The sequence below is a fragment of the Cellulomonas shaoxiangyii genome, assembly GCF_004798685.1.
Classification (GTDB): Bacteria; Actinomycetota; Actinomycetes; order Actinomycetales; family Cellulomonadaceae; genus Cellulomonas; species Cellulomonas shaoxiangyii.
This window is the reverse complement of sequence record NZ_CP039291.1, coordinates 1,419,231-1,434,902: the sequence shown is the minus strand read 5'-3', so window position 1 is coordinate 1,434,902 and position 15,672 is coordinate 1,419,231. Positions and strand designations below refer to the sequence as shown.

The following is a 15,672-nucleotide window of genomic DNA, read 5'->3' as shown; positions in this document are numbered from 1 at the left end:
TCCTGTGGAGCGCGCGGGCGGATCGGGACAGACTGGGAGGGACCGCCGGGGCAGGGGGCGTCCCGGCGGGTGCCCGTCCGTGCCGAGGAGGCGCCGTGGCCCGCTACGTGCAGGACTTCAGCGAGGGCGACCGGGACCAGAAGGACCTGCTCGGGGGCAAGGGCGCCAACCTGGCCGAGATGACGCGGCTGGGCCTGCCGGTGCCGCCGGGCTTCACGATCACGACCGAGGCGTGCCGCGCCTACATGCGCACGGGACGCGTGCCGCCCGAGCTGCGGGTCGAGGTGACCATGGCGGTGCGCCGGCTGGAGGACGCCGCGGGCCGGCGGCTCGGCGACTACCACGACCCGCTGCTCGTGTCGGTGCGCTCCGGTGCGCGGTTCTCCATGCCGGGGATGATGGAGACGGTCCTCAACGTGGGGCTCAACGACGCGTCGGTGCAGGGCCTGACCGAGCTGTCGGGCGACGAGCGGTTCGCGTGGGACTCCTACCGCAGGCTCGTGCAGATGTTCGGCCGCACCGTGCTCGGCCTCGACGGTGCCCTGTTCGCCGACGCGCTCGAGGAGGCGACGGCGGCGCGCGGCGTCGCGAGCGAGGTCGACCTGACGGCGCAGGACCTGCGGGCACTCGTCGAGACCTACAAGCAGCTGGTCCGCGAGCACACCGGCCGCGAGTTCCCGCAGCACCCGCGGGAGCAGCTCGACATGGCCATCGTGGCGGTGCTCGGGTCCTGGGGCACGGAGCGCGCCCGGCTGTACCGCCGCCGCGAGCGCATCCCGGACGACCTCGGCACGGCCGTGAACGTGGTGACGATGGTGTTCGGCAACCTCGGTCCCACGTCCGGCACCGGCGTCGCGTTCACGCGCGACCCCGCGACCGGCCGGGCCGGCGACTACGGCGACTACCTCGTCAACGCGCAGGGCGAGGACGTCGTCGCGGGCATCCGCAACACCCTCAGCCTGGCCGACCTCGAGCGCGTCGACCCGGCGGCGCACACCGAGCTGCGGCAGGCCATGCGCCGCCTCGAGACGCACTACCGCGACCTGTGCGACATCGAGTTCACGATCGAGCGCGGCAAGCTCTGGATGCTGCAGACCCGGGTCGGCAAGCGGACGGCGGCGGCGGCGTTCCGCATCGCCTGCCAGCTCGTCGACGAGCACCTGATCACGATGGACGAGGCGCTCGCGCGCGTCAGCGGCGACGAGCTCGCCCGGCTCGCGTTCCCGCGGTTCGCCGAGGACGGCGGCGGCCGCGACCTGTTCGCGGAGGGCATGCCGGCCTCGCCCGGCGCCGTCGTCGGCCACGTGGTGCTGGACTCCGCGACCGCACAGGAGCGCGCCGCGGCCGGTGAGGACGTCGTGCTCGTCCGGCGGGAGACCAGCCCCGACGACCTCGGCGGCATGATCGCGGCCGTCGGGGTGCTGACGGCCCGGGGCGGCAAGACGTCGCACGCGGCGGTCGTGGCGCGCGGCATGGGCCGCACGTGCGTCGTCGGTGCGGAGGACGTGGTGGTCGACACGGCCGCACGCACCGTCACCGCGGGCGGGCGCGTCGTCCACGAGGGCGACCTGCTGGCCGTCGACGGCAACACCGGCCGCGTCTACCTCGGCGAGGTGCCCGTGGTCCCCTCGCCCGTGACCACGTACCTGGAGGAGGGGCTCGAGGCCGCGTTCGCGCAGGCCGGCGACGACGAGACGCGGGAGCTGGTCGGCGCGGTCGACCGGATCCTCACGCACGCCGACGACGTGCGCCGTCTGCACGTGCACGCGAACGCGGACACGGCCGACGACGCGGCGCACGCGCGCCGGCTCGGGGCGCAGGGCGTGGGGCTGTGCCGGACCGAGCACATGTTCCTCGGCGACCGCCGCGTCCTCGTCGAGCGCGTGGTGCTCGCGGAGGACGAGGAGGACCTGCGGGCCGCCCTCGACGCGCTGCTCCCGCTGCAGCGCGAGGACCTCACGGCGCTGCTCGCGGCGACCGACGGCCAGCCGACGACGATCCGGCTCATCGACCCGCCCCTGCACGAGTTCCTGCCCGACCTGACGACCCTCGCCGTCAAGGTCGCGGTCGCGCGCGAGCGCGGCGAGGTCGACGAGCACGACGTGCGGCTGCTCGCCGCGGTGCAGCGCATGCACGAGGCCAACCCCATGCTCGGCCTGCGGGGCGTGCGCCTCGGGCTCGTCGTGCCCGGCCTGTTCGACCTGCAGGTGCGGGCGATCTGCGAGGCGGTGGCCGCGCGCAGGTCCGCCGGCGGCGACCCGCACGCGGAGGTCATGGTCCCGCTGGTGGGGTCGGTGCAGGAGCTGCACCTGGTGCGGGAGCGGGCGCGCACGGTGATGGCGGAGGTCGGCGCGGCGCACGGGATGTCGATCGACCTGCCCGTCGGCTGCATGATCGAGCTGCCGCGGGCCGCGCTCACGGCCGACCGCATCGCCGAGGAGGCGCAGTTCTTCTCCTTCGGCACGAACGACCTCACGCAGACGACGTGGGGCTTCAGCCGCGACGACGTCGAGGCCGCGTTCTTCCCGCAGTACGCGGCGAACGGGGTCCTCGGGGTGTCGCCGTTCGAGACGATCGACGAGCGGGGCGTGGGGCGGCTCGTGCGCATCGCCGTGGCGGAGGGCCGCGCCGCCCGCCCCGACCTCGTGCTCGGCGTGTGCGGGGAGCACGGCGGCGACCCCGAGTCGATCGGGTTCTTCCACGAGGTGGGCCTCGACTACGTGTCCTGCTCGCCGTTCCGGGTGCCCGTCGCGCGCCTGGAGGCCGGGCGCGCGGCGGTCGCGCACGGCGGCGCCGACACGCGCTGAGCGCCGCCGCCCCGCACGCGTGCGCGGTCGCGCCCGCTCAGCGCCAGCGGCCGAGCCGCTGCGCGAGCAGCGCGAGCGCCACCGGCCCCGCCGTGGACGTGCGCAGCACGTGCGGACCCAGGCGGGCGGTCACCGCACCGGCCGCGCGCAGCCCGTCGAGCTCGCGGTCGCCGATGCCGCCCTCGGGACCCACCACCACCAGGACGTCACCGGCGTCCGGCAGCGGCACCGCCGCCAGCGGCGTGCTCGCCTCCTCGTGCAGCACGAGCGCGGCGCCGCCGCCCTCGAGCGTGCGTGCCACGAGCGCGCGCAGCCCCGCGCCGTCGACGGCCTGCGCGACCTCGGGCGCGCGCGCCCGGCGCGACTGCTTGGTCGCCGCCCGCACCGTGCCCACCCAGCGGGCCCGGCTCTTCGCGGCGCGGTCGCCGCGCCACACGACGATCGACCGTTCCGCCTGCCACGGCACGACCGCGTCGGCGCCCACCTCGGTCGCCGCCTCGATCGCCATCTCGTCGCGGTCCCCCTTGGCGAGCGCCTGGACGAGCACGAGCCGCGGCGACGCCTCCGGCTCCACGACGACGTCGTCGACCGCGAGCCGGACGCCCTCCGGGCCGACCGCGCGCACCGTGCCGACCAGGCGCACGCCCGCACCGTCGACGACGTCGACCCGCTCCCCCGGCGCACGCCGCTGCACGACGCCCGCGTGCCGGCCCTCGGTGCCGTCGAGCAGGAACTCCCCGCCGGCCGCGACGCCGGCGAGCGCACCGGGCTCGACGAGGAAGACGGGTGCGCTCACCGGCCCGCGAGCTTGTCGCGGAGCTTGGCGAAGACGCCCGGGTTCGCCGCGGACAGGCGCGCGTCGGGACGCTCCTCGCCGCGCAGCACCGCCAGGCGCCGCAGCAGCTCCGCCTGCTCCTCGTCGAGCGCGCTCGGCACGTGCACGTCGACGTGCACGTGCAGGTCGCCCCGCCCGCCGACGTGCAGGTGACCGACGCCGAGCCCCTTGAGCGTGACGACCTGGCCGGGCTGCGTGCCCGGCCGCAGGTCGACCTCCTGCGGCCCGTCGAGCGTGTCCATGCTCAGCACCGTGCCGAGCGCGGCCGCGGTCATGGGGACCTCGAGGGTGGCGTGCAGGTCGTCGCCCTTGCGCACGAACGTCTCGTGCCGGCGCTCGCGGATCTCGAGGTAGACGTCACCGGCCGGTCCGCCCGCGGGGCCGACCTCGCCCTGGCCCGTGAGCTTGATCCGCGTGCCCGTGTCGACGCCCGCCGGCACGTCCACGGAGAGCGTGCGGCGCGAGCGCACGCGACCCTCGCCCGCGCACTCGGTGCACGGCTCGGGGATGACGGTGCCGAACCCGTGGCACGCGGCGCAGGGCTGCGTCGTCATGACCTGGCCGAGGAAGGAGCGGGCGACGCGCTGCACCGACCCGCGGCCGCCGCACGCCTCGCACGTGCGCGGCGATGTGCCGGGACGGCAGCACGTGCCCCCGCACGTGGGGCACAGCACGGCCGTGTCGACCTGCACCTCGCGGTGCACGCCGAACGTCGTCTCCGCGAGGTCGACGTCGAGCCGCACCAGGGCGTCCTGGCCGCGGCGCGCGCGGGGCACCGGCCCCCGCGGCGCCCCCGCGCCCGCGGCGCCGAAGAACGTCTCGAAGATGTCCTGGAAGCCGAAGCCGCCCCCCATGCCGCCGCCGGGCGACGCCGGGTCGGCGCCCATGTCGTACGCGCGGCGCTTCTCCGGGTTGCCGAGCACGTCGTAGGCGCGCGAGACGTCCTTGAAGCGCTCCTCGGCCGCCGGGTCGGTGCCCGCCACGTCGGGGTGCAGCTCACGGGCGAGCTTGCGGTACGCCTTCTTGACCTGCTCGGGGGTGGCGTCGCGCGCGACGCCGAGGATCTCGTAGTAGTCCGTCACGTAGGTGCTCTTCGCTTCCTGCTCGTCGGGGGCTCGACAGGTCGGTCGGGGCCTGCCGGTCAGCCGGCGAGGATGCGCGTGAGGTAGCGGGCCACGGCCCGTACCGCCGACATCGTCCCGGGGTAGTCCATGCGCAGCGGGCCGACGGAGCCGAGGACGGCCACGCCGCCCTCCGCGCCGTAGCCGCTGGTCACGATGCTGGTCTCCGCCAGACCCTCGTGCTGCGTCTCGCGTCCGATGCGGACGGAGATGCCGGCGGTGTCCTCGGCCATCTCCGACAGCAGGCGCAGGAGCACCACCTGCTCCTCGAGCGCCTCGAGGACGGGGCCGATGGTGTGCGGGAAGTCGGCGCCGGCGCTGCGGGCGAGGTGGGACGCACCGGCGACCACGACCCGCTCCTCGCGCTCCTGCGCGAGGGTCTCGCCGACCGCGGCGACGACCGCGCGCGCGAGCCCCGCGCCGTCGGCGACGAACTCCTCCGCGAGCGCCTCGAGCGCACGGTCGAGGTCCGGCAGGCGCAGACCGGCGGCGGCCACGTTGAGCCGCACGCGCAGGCGCGCCACGACCGCCTCGTCGACGTCCTCGGGCAGCTCGAGCGTGCGCTGCTCGACCCGGCCGGTCGTCGTGATGATGACGACCAGCAGGTGGCGCGCCCCGACGGGCACGAGCTCGACGTGGCGCAGCGCGGAGCGCCGCAGGGACGGGTACTGGACGACCGCGACCTGCTGCGTCAGCTGCGCGAGCAGCCGGACCGCGCGGTCGATGACGTCGTCGAGGTCGACGGCCTGCTCGAGCAGCGTGCCGATGGCGCGCTTCTCCGCGGCCGAGAGCGGCTTGACGCCCGCCAGCCGGTCCACGAAGACGCGGTAGCCGAGGTCCGTCGGCACGCGGCCCGCGGACGTGTGCGGCTGCACGATGAGCCCGGCGTCCTCGAGCGCGGCCATGTCGTTGCGGATGGTGGCCGGGGACACGCCGAGGGCGTGCCGCTCGGTGAGCGCACGGGAACCCACGGGCTCCCGCGTGGCGACGTAGTCCTCCACGATCGCGCGGAGCACGTCCAGCCGACGGTCCTCGCTCATTGGCCCTCCTCCCGTGCGTCGTGCCGCGTGCAGCCTCCGCGGTCGGTGCACCAGCGGGGTCGCGCCCCGGGTAGCACTCGCGGTGCGCGAGTGCCAATTCTACGCCGTGCCGCGCCGGCCCGGCACGGCCCGCCCCCGACGGGTGCCGGGCCCGTGCGACGCGCCCGGCCGGCGCCGACCGCTCGCCGCCCGGGAGGGCTAGCGTGCCCCGCGTGAGCCACGACCGCTACGGCCCCGACATCCTCTCCGCCGGCCCGACCCGGCACCACCGTCCCCCGCGCACGTCGCGCGAGCAGCCCGCCGAGACCGGCCTCGTCGTCGAGGACGTCGAGACCGGGTGGGTCGGCGCCGTCGTGCGGGTGGAGAAGTCGGGCGGCCAGCACGTGGTCGTGCTCGAGGACCGCCGCGGCCGCACGCGGACGTTCACGCTCGGGCCCGGCTTCTGGGTCGACGGCGCTCCGGTCGTCCTCGTGCCGCCCGTCACGCGCACCGCGCCCGCCCGGCCGACGCGCACGGCGTCCGGCTCGGTCGCGGTGCCCGACGCACCCGCCCGGGTCGCCCGCGGCAGCCGCATCTGGGTGGAGGGCAAGCACGACGCCGAGCTCGTCGAGAAGGTCTGGGGCGACGACCTGCGCGTCGAGGGCGTCGTCGTCGAGCTGCTCGAGGGCGTCGACCACCTCGCCGCCGCGGTCCGCGACTTCCGGCCCACCGTGGACCGGCGCATCGGGGTCCTCGTCGACCACCTCGTGCCCGGCTCCAAGGAGAGCCGGATCGCGGCCGAGGTGGTGCGGGCCGCCCCCGCCGGCACGGTGCTGGTGCTCGGGCACCCGTACGTCGACGTGTGGCAGGCGGTGCGGCCCGAGCGGCTGGGCCTGGCGTCCTGGCCGACCATCGAGCGCGGCACCGAGTGGAAGCGCGGCATCCTGCGCGAGCTCGGCTGGCCCGCGGACGAGCAGGCGGACGTGGCACGCGCGTGGGTGCGCATCCTGCGCTCGGTCCGCAGCTACGCCGACCTCGAGCCGAGCCTGCTCGGTCGCGTCGAGGAGCTCATCGACTTCGTGACCGCCTGAGCCCTCGCGCGACGACGCCCCCGCCGGGACCGGCGGGGGCGTCGTCGTGCTGCGGGCCGGGACGTCAGGGCGCGACCGTGCCGCCCGTCAGCCGCCGGAACGCGTACACCGAGACGAGGATCGCGACCGGCGTCCCGACGAGGGCCCCGACACCGCAGATCGCGGCGCCGACGGCGGAGACGACCCACGCGACGAGGACGACGAGGATCGACGTGCCGATCTCGCGCGTCTGCAGCGTCGCGCTCGACCGGATCGCGTCGATCGCGCCCTGGTCGCGGTCGACGACGAAGTGCACCGCGAAGAACACGAAGTACACGATCACGAGCATCAGCAGCGGCGCCACGATCCACGTCCAGCTCACGAGGAGGTAGGCCACCGAGACGAGCAGGCCGACGACGAAGACGGGGCCGGCGTGCGAGAAGTCGAACATGTCCGCGATCGTCACCTGGCGGCCGTCCGCGGCCTTGAGCGCCGCCTTGACGTACGCGGCGAGCCAGAGCGCACCGAGCAGCACCACGAGGGCGCCGATCACGATGCCCCCGATGCCCAGGCCGATCGCCGCACCCGCCCCCGCAGCGGCGCCACCGTCGTCCACGTTCTGCACGAGCGCGCCGAGGCCGCCGAACGCGACCGACACCAGCAGGACGACCAGGAAGATGCCGACGGACCACGCGAGGCCGCCGACGACGAACGCGACCCAGCTCTGCCCGAACTTGGTGAACGCCCACGTCAGGCTCGCGCCCACGTCGACGGTGGCCCGGGGCGCGCCCGGGTACGGCTGGCCGTACGGCGCCCCGGCACCCGGCTGGCCGTACGGCTGGCCGGGCGGCGGGTACGCGCCGCTCGGCTGGCCGTACCCGGGCGGCGGCGGGTACGCGCCGCCGGGCTGGCCGTACCCGGGCGGGGGCGGCGGGTAGGGACCCGCCCCCGCGGCCGGCGGCGGGTAGCCCCCGGCGGGGGGCCCGTACGGCGACGCCGGGGGCTGCCCCGCGGCGGGCGGCGGGTACGCGCCGCCCTGCTGCTCCGGCCCGGGCGGCGGCACGGGGCCGTCGTCGTCGCGCGGCGGCGTGCCGCCGGTGTTCTCCGTCATGGGGCTCTCCTGGTCCACGGGCGCGGCGCGCCCACCCAGGTCAGCGAACCGACACGCAGGAAGACGTGTCAAGCCGACGCCCCGACCCGGGCGCCGGTGCCACCCTCCCGGGTTCCCCCGCCCGGGCGCCGGTGCCACGCGCGCCAGTACGCTGCCCGCGGACGAAACGCCCGTCCCGGTGCACCCGCCCGGGTGCGGCCCGGCACGCCGACCGGCCCGCACCGGCTCGGTCCGGCGCCCGCCCACCGTCAGGAGCCCGCGTGTCCCACGACCCGTACGCCACCCCCGCCCGTTCCACGCCCTCCGCCACGTGGGCCGTCCTCGCGCACCTCGGCGGGATCCTCGCCTACTTCTTCGTCGGCTGGGTGACGGCCCTGGTGGTGTGGCTCGTGCACCGCGGCAAGGACCACGCCGTCGCCCACCAGGCGCTCGTGGCCCTGAACTTCCAGCTGACGGTGCTCGTCGCGATGGTCGCCGCACGCATCCTCGCGGAGATCCCCCTCATCGGCTTCGTCGGCTGGATCGCCATGGTGGCGATCGGCATCGCGAGCCTCGTGCTGTCGGTGCTCGCCGCCGTGGCCGTCAACGCCGGGAGCACCTACCGGTACCCGGTCAGCCTGGAGCTCGTCCGGTGAGCGCGTACCCGCCGCCCCCGGTCGCGCCGCCCCTGCGCCCCGACGAGGAGCGCACCTGGGCGGTGCTCGCCCACGTGCTGCCCCTGGTCGTGTCGTTCGTGGGGCCGCTCGTGGTGTGGCTGGTCTGCCGCGGCCGCGGCCCGTTCGTCGAGCACCACGCGAAGGAGTCGCTGAACTTCCAGCTCACGGTCCTCGGCGCGACGATGGTCTCGTTCGTGCTGATGGTCGCGTCGTTCGGGCTGCTGACGCTGCTGCCGTTCGGCGTGCTCGTCGTGGGCGCCGTGCTGCACGTGCTCGGGGCCGTCGCCGCGTCGCGCGGCGAGTGGTACCGCTACCCGGTGTCCGTCCGGCTCATCAGCTGACGCGGGGCGCAGTCGTCAGGCGGCGAGCGTGCGCACGACCGCGTCCGCGAGCAGGCGCCCCCGGCGCGTCAGGACGACCCGGCGCGTGCCGTCGAGCCCGAGCGCGGCCCGCGGGTCCACCAGCCCGTCCGCGACGAGCTCCGCGACCGCCGCGCGGGACGTCGGCGCCAGCTCGCCGATCGGCAGGCCGTCCGCGATCCGCACGCCGAGCATGACGCGCTCGAGCTCGGCGGTCGCCGCGTCGACGACCTCGCGGCCGGCGGCCGGGCTGCGGCCCGCCTCGAGCCGGTCCGCGTACGCCCGCGGGTGCTTGACGTTCCACCAGCGCACCCCGCCGACGTGGCTGTGCGCACCGGGGCCGACGCCCCACCAGTCGTCCCCGCGCCAGTAGCCGAGGTTGTGCCGGGAGGCGTCCGCCGGCGTGCGCGCCCAGTTGCTCACCTCGTACCAGCGCAGCCCCGCGGCCGTGAGCAGGTCGTCCGCGAGCTCGTACTTGGCCGCCTGGTCGTCCTCGTCGGGCAGCGTGAGCTCCCCGCGGCGCACCTGCACGGCCATGCGGGTGCCGGCCTCGACCACGAGCGCGTAGGCGCTCACGTGGTCGACGCCCGTCGCGAGCGCCGCCTCGACGCTGCGGCGCCAGTCGGCGAGCGACTCCCCCGGGGTGCCGTAGATGAGGTCGAGCGACACGCGCAGCCCGGCCTCGCGCGCCCACCGCACGACGTCGGGGACGCGCTCCGGGTCGTGCGTGCGGTCGAGCGTCGCGAGCACGTGCGGCACCGCGGACTGCATGCCGAAGGACACGCGCGTGAACCCCGCCGCGGCCAGCCGGTGCAGCCCGTCGGGGGTGACGGAGTCGGGGTTCGCCTCCGTGGTGACCTCGGCGTCCGGGGCCAGGCCCCACGTGCCGCGCACGCCGTCGAGCAGCCGCACGAGGTCGTCGACGGGCAGGAGGGTCGGGGTCCCGCCGCCCACGAAGACGGTCGAGACCGCGCGCGGCGGCAGGCCCGCGTCCCGCAGGACCCGGTCGGCCAGCGCGATCTCGCGCAGCGCCGTCCCCGTGTACGCCGCGAGGCTCGCACCCCCGCCGAGCTCGGTGGCGGTGTAGGTGTTGAAGTCGCAGTAGCCGCAGCGGACCGCGCAGAACGGCACGTGCAGGTAGACCCCGAACGCGCGCCCCGCCGACCGCGGCACGACCGACGGCGGCAGCGCGCCGTCCGCGGGCGGGACGTCGCCGTCGGGCAGCGCCGGGCTCATGCCCGCACCGTCACTTCTTCTTCGCGTCCTTCGCTTCCCTGCCGCCGCCGGCCGAGCCGGCACCGTCCGACGTCAGCGCCGCGATGAAGGCCTCCTGCGGCACGTCGACCCGGCCGATCGTCTTCATGCGCTTCTTGCCCTCCTTCTGCTTCTCCAGCAGCTTGCGCTTGCGGGTGATGTCACCGCCGTAGCACTTGGCGAGCACGTCCTTGCGGATCGCCCGGATCGTCTCGCGGGCGATGATGCGCGAGCCGACGGCCGCCTGGATCGGCACCTCGAACTGCTGGCGCGGGATCAGCTCCTTGAGCTTCGCCGTCATCATCACGCCGTACGCGTACGCCTTGTCCTTGTGCACGATCGAGCTGAACGCGTCCACCTGCTCGCCCTGCAGCAGGATGTCGACCTTGACGAGGTCGGCGACCTGGTCGCCGACGGGCTCGTAGTCGAGGCTCGCGTACCCGCGCGTGCGCGACTTCAGCTGGTCGAAGAAGTCGTAGACGATCTCGGCGAGCGGCAGCACGTACCGCATCTCGACGCGGTCCTCGGACAGGTAGTCCATGCCCTGCAGGTCGCCGCGCTTGCCCTGGCAGAGCTCCATGATCGCGCCGATGAACTCGCTGGGGGCGAGGATCGTGGCCTTGACGACCGGCTCGTGGACCTCGCGGATCTTCCCGCCCGGGAACTCGCTGGGGTTCGTCACGCGGACCGTGGTCCGGTCCTCCAGCACCACGTCGTAGACGACGTTCGGCGCGGTGGAGATGAGGTCGAGGTCGAACTCGCGCTCGAGCCGCTCGCGGATGATCTCGAGGTGCAGCAGCCCGAGGAAGCCCACGCGGAACCCGAACCCGAGCGCGACGGACGTCTCGGGCTCGTAGTTGAGCGCCGCGTCGTTGAGCTTGAGCTTGTCGAGCGCGTCGCGCAGGACCGGGTAGTCCGAGCCGTCGATCGGGTACAGCCCCGAGAACACCATGGGCTTGGGGTCCGAGTACCCGCCCAGGGCGTCCGCGGCGGGCTTGGCGGCGTTCGTGACCGTGTCGCCGACCTTCGACTGGCGCACGTCCTTGACGCCCGTGATCAGGTAGCCGACCTCACCCACGCCGAGCCCCTTGCTGGGGACGGGCTCCGGGGAGATGACGCCGATCTCGAGCAGCTCGTGCGTCGCCCGGGTCGACATCATCGCGATGCGCTCGCGCGGGTCCAGGTGGCCGTCGACCACGCGGACGTAGGTCACGACGCCGCGGTACGTGTCGTAGACGGAGTCGAAGATCATCGCGCGGGCGGGTGCGGCCGCGTCGCCGACCGGCGCCGGCACGGTCCGCACGATCCGGTCGAGCAGCGCCTCGACGCCCGCGCCCGTCTTGCCCGAGACGCGCATGACGTCGGCCGGGTCGCCGCCCACGAGGCGGGCGATCTCCTCCGCGTACTTCTCCGGCTGCGCCGCCGGCAGGTCGATCTTGTTGAGGACGGGGATGACCTGGAGGTCGTTCTCGAGCGCGAGGTACAGGTTCGCGAGCGTCTGCGCCTCGATGCCCTGCGCCGCGTCCACCAGGAGGACCGCGCCCTCGCACGCGGCGAGCGAGCGCGACACCTCGTACGTGAAGTCGACGTGCCCCGGGGTGTCGATCATGTTGAGCGCGTACGGCGTGCCGTCGAGCTCCCACGGCATGCGCACCGCCTGCGACTTGATCGTGATGCCGCGCTCGCGCTCGATGTCCATGCGGTCGAGGTACTGCGCGCGCATCGCACGCGCCTCGACGACGCCCGTGAGCTGCAGCATGCGGTCGGCGAGGGTCGACTTCCCGTGGTCGATGTGCGCGATGATGCAGAAGTTGCGCAGCAGCTCGGGCGTCGTGGCCGCCGGGACGATGCGTGCCGCGGCGGCGGCGCTCGGGATCGGGGACACGCGCTCTCAGGCTCCCGGGTCGTGGGGGGCGCCGGGGTTCCGGCGCCGCAGGTCTCGGTCGGCTCCGACGGGGCGGCACGGCACTGGCCGGCGGCCGCAGGTCGGTAGCCCCCATGTTCCCACGACGAGCGACCGGTCGGCCCCACCGGCGTCCCCGGCCCCGCCGGCGTCCCCGGCCCCGCCGGCGCGGACGCGCTCGGCGCACGGCGGTCACGCCTCGCGCGTGATCCGCACCTCCACGTAGAGGTCCTCGGTCTGCGGGCCGGCGTAGATGCCGCGCAGCGGCGGCACGTCGTCGTAGGACCGGCCGCGGCCGAGCACGACGTGCTGCTCCCCCGCGGGGACCCGGTTCGTCGGGTCGAAGCCGTACCACTCGCCCGTCCACCACTCGACCCACGCGTGCGACTCCCCGGTCACCGTGCTGCCCACCTCCCCGGTCGCGTCGGGGTTCAGGTAGCCCGACACGTACCGGGCGGGCACGCCGACGGACCGCAGGGCGCCCAGCACGAGGTGCGCCATGTCCTGGCAGACACCCGTGCGGGCCTCCCACGCCTCGGCCGCGGGCGTGTGCACGGACGTCACGCCGGGGATGTAGTCGAGCTCCTCGCGCACCGCCCGGCACACCGCCTCCGCCGCCGCCGCCGGCGCGAGGCCGTCGGCGGCGGCGCGGGCGAGCGCCACGACGTCGTCGGGCGCGGCCGTCGTCGGGCCGTCGGCCAGGAACTCCGCGAGCCGGTCGCGCACCTCGGGCCCGCGGAGCAGGTCCCAGCCGACGTCCGCGGACGGCGCCGACCGGCCGGCGACCTCGACGACGTGCTCGGCCGTCAGCAGCAGCGACCGGTGCGGCGCCAGCACCTCGAACGCGGTGACGTGGGTGCCCCAGTAGTCCCGGTAGCCGTGCGACCACGTCTGCGGCTGCACGTCGACGCGCGTCTCGAGCACCGACTGCCCGGGCTGCGACAACGGCGTCACGCGCGCCTCGTTGTAGGACGCCTGCACGGGCTCCGTGTACCGGAACGCCGACGTGTGCACGATCCGCAGCCGGCTCACAGCGCCTCCCCCACCCACGTCAGCTCCGCCCCGGACGGGAAGTACCGGCCGCGGATCGCGTCGGAGGCCGCCGAGCACGCCCGCTGCACGAGCTCCATCTCCCGCGGCAGGTCGTCGAGGATCTCCATGAGCGGGCGGTACTCCAGGTTCGAGCGGACGTGGCCGAGGTGCCGGCGGGCGTCGTCGATGCCCGACCGGTCGGTGACCGGCTCGAGCGCCGTCAGGCACGCCTCGGCCTGGTTGAGCGCCGCGACGATCGAGCGCGGGAACAGGCGGTCGAGCAGGAGGAACCCGGCGGCGCGCTCGTCCGGGGCGGTACCCCGGTAGGTGCGCAGGAAGGCCTCGTGGGCGCCGCACGAGCGCAGCAGCGTCGTCCAGCCCGGCCCCGCCGAACCCGCGAGCGCCCGCGTGGTGAGCAGCCGGGCGGTCATGTCGGCCCGCTCGATCGAGCGGCCGAGCACCATGAAGGACCACGTCTCGTCGCGCGACGTCGTGCCGTCCATGATCCCGGCGACGATGGCCGCGCGCTCCCGCACCCACGTGAAGTAGTCGTGCGGCCGCGTCGGGCGCATGTGCGTGGGCAGCTGGTTCCAGGTGGCGTTGAGGCACTCCCACAGCTCGGTGGAGACGATCTCGCGCGCCCGGCGGGCGTTCTCGCGCGCCGAGACGAGGGAGCCGGCGATCGCGGACGGCGAGAACCGGTCGTACGCGAGCACGTCGAGCACGTGCTCGCGCCCCACCTCGACGTCGGGGGGCGGCGACGGCCGGTCCATGACCGACAGCAGCGAGCGGCAGGCGGCGTCCTCCTCCGCCCACGGGTCCTCGAGCAGGTTCTGCACGTGGACGTCCAGCAGGCGCGCGGTGTCGTCGGCGCGCTCCACGTAGCGGCCGATCCAGAACAGCGACTCGGCGATGCGGCTCAGCACGTCGCACCCCCGGCCCGCTGCTGCTGCTGCTGCATGACCTGCACGCGCGCGTCGCTCGGGTTGGAGTCGATCGGCACGGCCGCCTCCTGCGGCACCCGCTGGGCCTGGCCCTGCACCTGCTGCTGCGAGCGCCGCGGGACGCGCCCGCCGAGCACCCACGTGTCCTTCGACCCGCCGCCCTGCGACGAGTTCACGACGAGCTGTCCCTCGGGCAGCGCGACGCGCGTCAGACCGCCCGGGAGCACGTACACCGAGTCGCCGTCGTTCACGGCGAACGGGCGCAGGTCCACGTGGCGCGGGCGGAGCCCGTCCTCGACGAGCGTCGGGACGGTCGACAGCTGCACGACCGGCTGCGCGATCCACCCGCGGGGGTCCTGCCGCAGCCGCGCGCGCAACGTCTCGAGCTCGGCGGCCGACGCCCGGGGTCCCACCACGAGCCCCTTGCCGCCGGACCCGTCCACGGGCTTCACGACGAGCTCGTCGAGGCGGTCGAGGACCTCCTCGAGCGCACCCGGGTCCTCCAGCCGCCACGTGTCGACGTTCGGCAGGATCGGCTCCTCGCCCAGGTGGTAGCGGATCAGGTCCGGCACGTAGGTGTAGAGGAGCTTGTCGTCCGCGACGCCGTTGCCCACGGCGTTGGCCAGCGTCACCGTGCCGAGCCGGGCGCACGTCATGAGCCCGGGGCACCCGAGCAGCGAGTCCGACCGGAACACCACCGGGTCGAGGAACTCGTCGTCGACGCGCCGGTAGATCACGTCCACGCGCCTGCGGCCTTGCGTGGTGCGCATCCACACCCGGCCGCCCGAGCAGTACAGGTCGCGGCCCTCGACGAGCTCGACGCCCATCGTCCGCGCCAGGAGCGCGTGCTCGAAGTAGGCGCTGTTGTAGACGCCCGGCGTGAGCACCACCACCGTCGGGTCGTCGTTGCCGGCCGGCGCGGCGGCGATGAGGGCGGCCAGCAGCCGGCGGGAGTAGTCGACGACCGGCCGGATGCGCAGCGTGGCGAACAGCTCCGGGAAGGTCTGCGCCATCGCGCGGCGGTTCGACAGCACGTAGCTCACGCCGGACGGCACCCGGACGTTGTCCTCCAGGACCCGCCAGCCGCCCAGCGAGTCGCGCACGAGGTCGATCCCCGACACGTGCACGCGCACGCCGTTGGGCGGCTCGATGCCGCGGGCGGCGCGGTGGAAGTGGGTCGACGACACGACGACCGACCTCGGCACGACGCCGTCTGCCACGGCCTTCTGCGGCCCGTACACGTCCGCGAGGAACGCCTCGAGCGCGCGCACGCGCTGCTGCACACCCGGCGCCACGTGCTCCCACTCGTCGCCCGCGACCACGCGCGGCACGACGTCCAGCGGGAACGGCCGCTCCTCGCCGGCGAAGTCGAACGTCACGCCCTGCGTCAGGTACGAGCGGGCCAACGTGTCGGCGCGTGCGCGCAGCTCGCCGTCGGAGAGCTGCGCCAGCGCGGCGTGCACGTTGCGGTACGCCGCGTGCACCTCACCGCCCGGCCCGATCATCTCGTCCCAGGCATCCCCGGCCGGGTAGTCGTCGAACAGGTCCGCCATGGCGGCGA

General features: G+C 75.0%; 13 protein-coding genes. 4 read left to right on the top strand and 9 right to left on the bottom strand.

Annotation, left to right across the window (positions count from 1 at the left end):
* Positions 1 to 95 precede the first annotated feature (95 nt).
* The gene (gene ppdK / locus E5225_RS06465; protein ID WP_135974670.1) at positions 96 to 2,807 is read left to right on the top strand and encodes a pyruvate, phosphate dikinase; all 2,712 of its coding nucleotides are present in this window, start codon (positions 96 to 98) and stop codon (positions 2,805 to 2,807) included.
* A gap of 37 nt (positions 2,808 to 2,844) precedes the next feature.
* Here the strand turns inward: ppdK and E5225_RS06460 are convergent, their stop codons facing one another.
* The 3 genes from E5225_RS06460 to hrcA are packed head-to-tail and all read right to left on the bottom strand — an operon-like array spanning position 2,845 to position 5,803.
* Complete coding sequence (locus tag E5225_RS06460) at positions 2,845 to 3,603, bottom strand: 16S rRNA (uracil(1498)-N(3))-methyltransferase (RefSeq protein WP_135974668.1); 759 nt, start codon at positions 3,601 to 3,603, stop codon at positions 2,845 to 2,847.
* Complete coding sequence (gene dnaJ, locus E5225_RS06455; RefSeq protein WP_135974666.1) at positions 3,600 to 4,724, bottom strand: molecular chaperone DnaJ; 1,125 nt, start codon at positions 4,722 to 4,724, stop codon at positions 3,600 to 3,602. Before dnaJ ends, E5225_RS06460 begins: the two co-directional genes overlap by 4 nt.
* A gap of 59 nt (positions 4,725 to 4,783) precedes the next feature.
* The gene (gene hrcA, locus E5225_RS06450; RefSeq protein WP_135974664.1) at positions 4,784 to 5,803 is read right to left on the bottom strand and encodes a heat-inducible transcriptional repressor HrcA; all 1,020 of its coding nucleotides are present in this window, start codon (positions 5,801 to 5,803) and stop codon (positions 4,784 to 4,786) included.
* A 212-nt stretch (positions 5,804 to 6,015) separates the two neighbouring features.
* Here hrcA and E5225_RS06445 point away from each other — a divergent pair, with 212 nt between their 5' ends.
* On the top strand, positions 6,016 to 6,873 hold the full coding sequence (locus tag E5225_RS06445; RefSeq protein ID WP_135974662.1) for a DUF3097 domain-containing protein: 858 nt from the start codon (positions 6,016 to 6,018) through the stop codon (positions 6,871 to 6,873).
* Between the two features lie 64 nt (positions 6,874 to 6,937).
* On the opposite strand, the gene E5225_RS06440 is transcribed toward E5225_RS06445, so the two are convergent.
* Positions 6,938 to 7,963: a hypothetical protein gene (locus tag E5225_RS06440; protein WP_136225361.1), complete on the bottom strand. Its 1,026-nt coding sequence runs from the start codon at positions 7,961 to 7,963 to the stop codon at positions 6,938 to 6,940.
* A 260-nt stretch (positions 7,964 to 8,223) separates the two neighbouring features.
* Here E5225_RS06440 and E5225_RS17715 point away from each other — a divergent pair, with 260 nt between their 5' ends.
* Positions 8,224 to 8,598 (top strand): DUF4870 domain-containing protein, encoded by a 375-nt coding sequence (locus E5225_RS17715; protein WP_208012635.1) that lies wholly within the window; start codon positions 8,224 to 8,226, stop codon positions 8,596 to 8,598.
* Complete coding sequence (locus E5225_RS17710) at positions 8,595 to 8,960, top strand: DUF4870 domain-containing protein (protein WP_208012634.1); 366 nt, start codon at positions 8,595 to 8,597, stop codon at positions 8,958 to 8,960. Before E5225_RS17715 ends, E5225_RS17710 begins: the two co-directional genes overlap by 4 nt.
* Positions 8,961 to 8,975: 15 nt before the next feature.
* Here the strand turns inward: E5225_RS17710 and hemW are convergent, their stop codons facing one another.
* The 5 genes from hemW to E5225_RS06410 form a co-directional block, all read right to left on the bottom strand.
* Complete coding sequence (hemW, locus tag E5225_RS06430) at positions 8,976 to 10,214, bottom strand: radical SAM family heme chaperone HemW (protein ID WP_135975298.1); 1,239 nt, start codon at positions 10,212 to 10,214, stop codon at positions 8,976 to 8,978.
* Between the two features lie 10 nt (positions 10,215 to 10,224).
* The gene (lepA, locus tag E5225_RS06425) at positions 10,225 to 12,117 is read right to left on the bottom strand and encodes a translation elongation factor 4 (RefSeq protein WP_135975296.1); all 1,893 of its coding nucleotides are present in this window, start codon (positions 12,115 to 12,117) and stop codon (positions 10,225 to 10,227) included.
* Positions 12,118 to 12,327: 210 nt separating this feature from the next.
* Positions 12,328 to 13,167 (bottom strand): transglutaminase family protein, encoded by an 840-nt coding sequence (locus tag E5225_RS06420; RefSeq protein ID WP_135975294.1) that lies wholly within the window; start codon positions 13,165 to 13,167, stop codon positions 12,328 to 12,330.
* A complete protein-coding gene (locus E5225_RS06415) occupies positions 13,164 to 14,093 on the bottom strand; it encodes an alpha-E domain-containing protein (protein ID WP_135975292.1) in 930 nt (309 codons plus the stop codon). Before E5225_RS06415 ends, E5225_RS06420 begins: the two co-directional genes overlap by 4 nt.
* Positions 14,087 to 15,664, bottom strand: coding sequence for a circularly permuted type 2 ATP-grasp protein (locus tag E5225_RS06410; protein WP_135975290.1), 1,578 nt, complete (start codon positions 15,662 to 15,664; stop codon positions 14,087 to 14,089). Before E5225_RS06410 ends, E5225_RS06415 begins: the two co-directional genes overlap by 7 nt.
* Between the last annotated feature and the right edge of the window lie 8 nt (positions 15,665 to 15,672).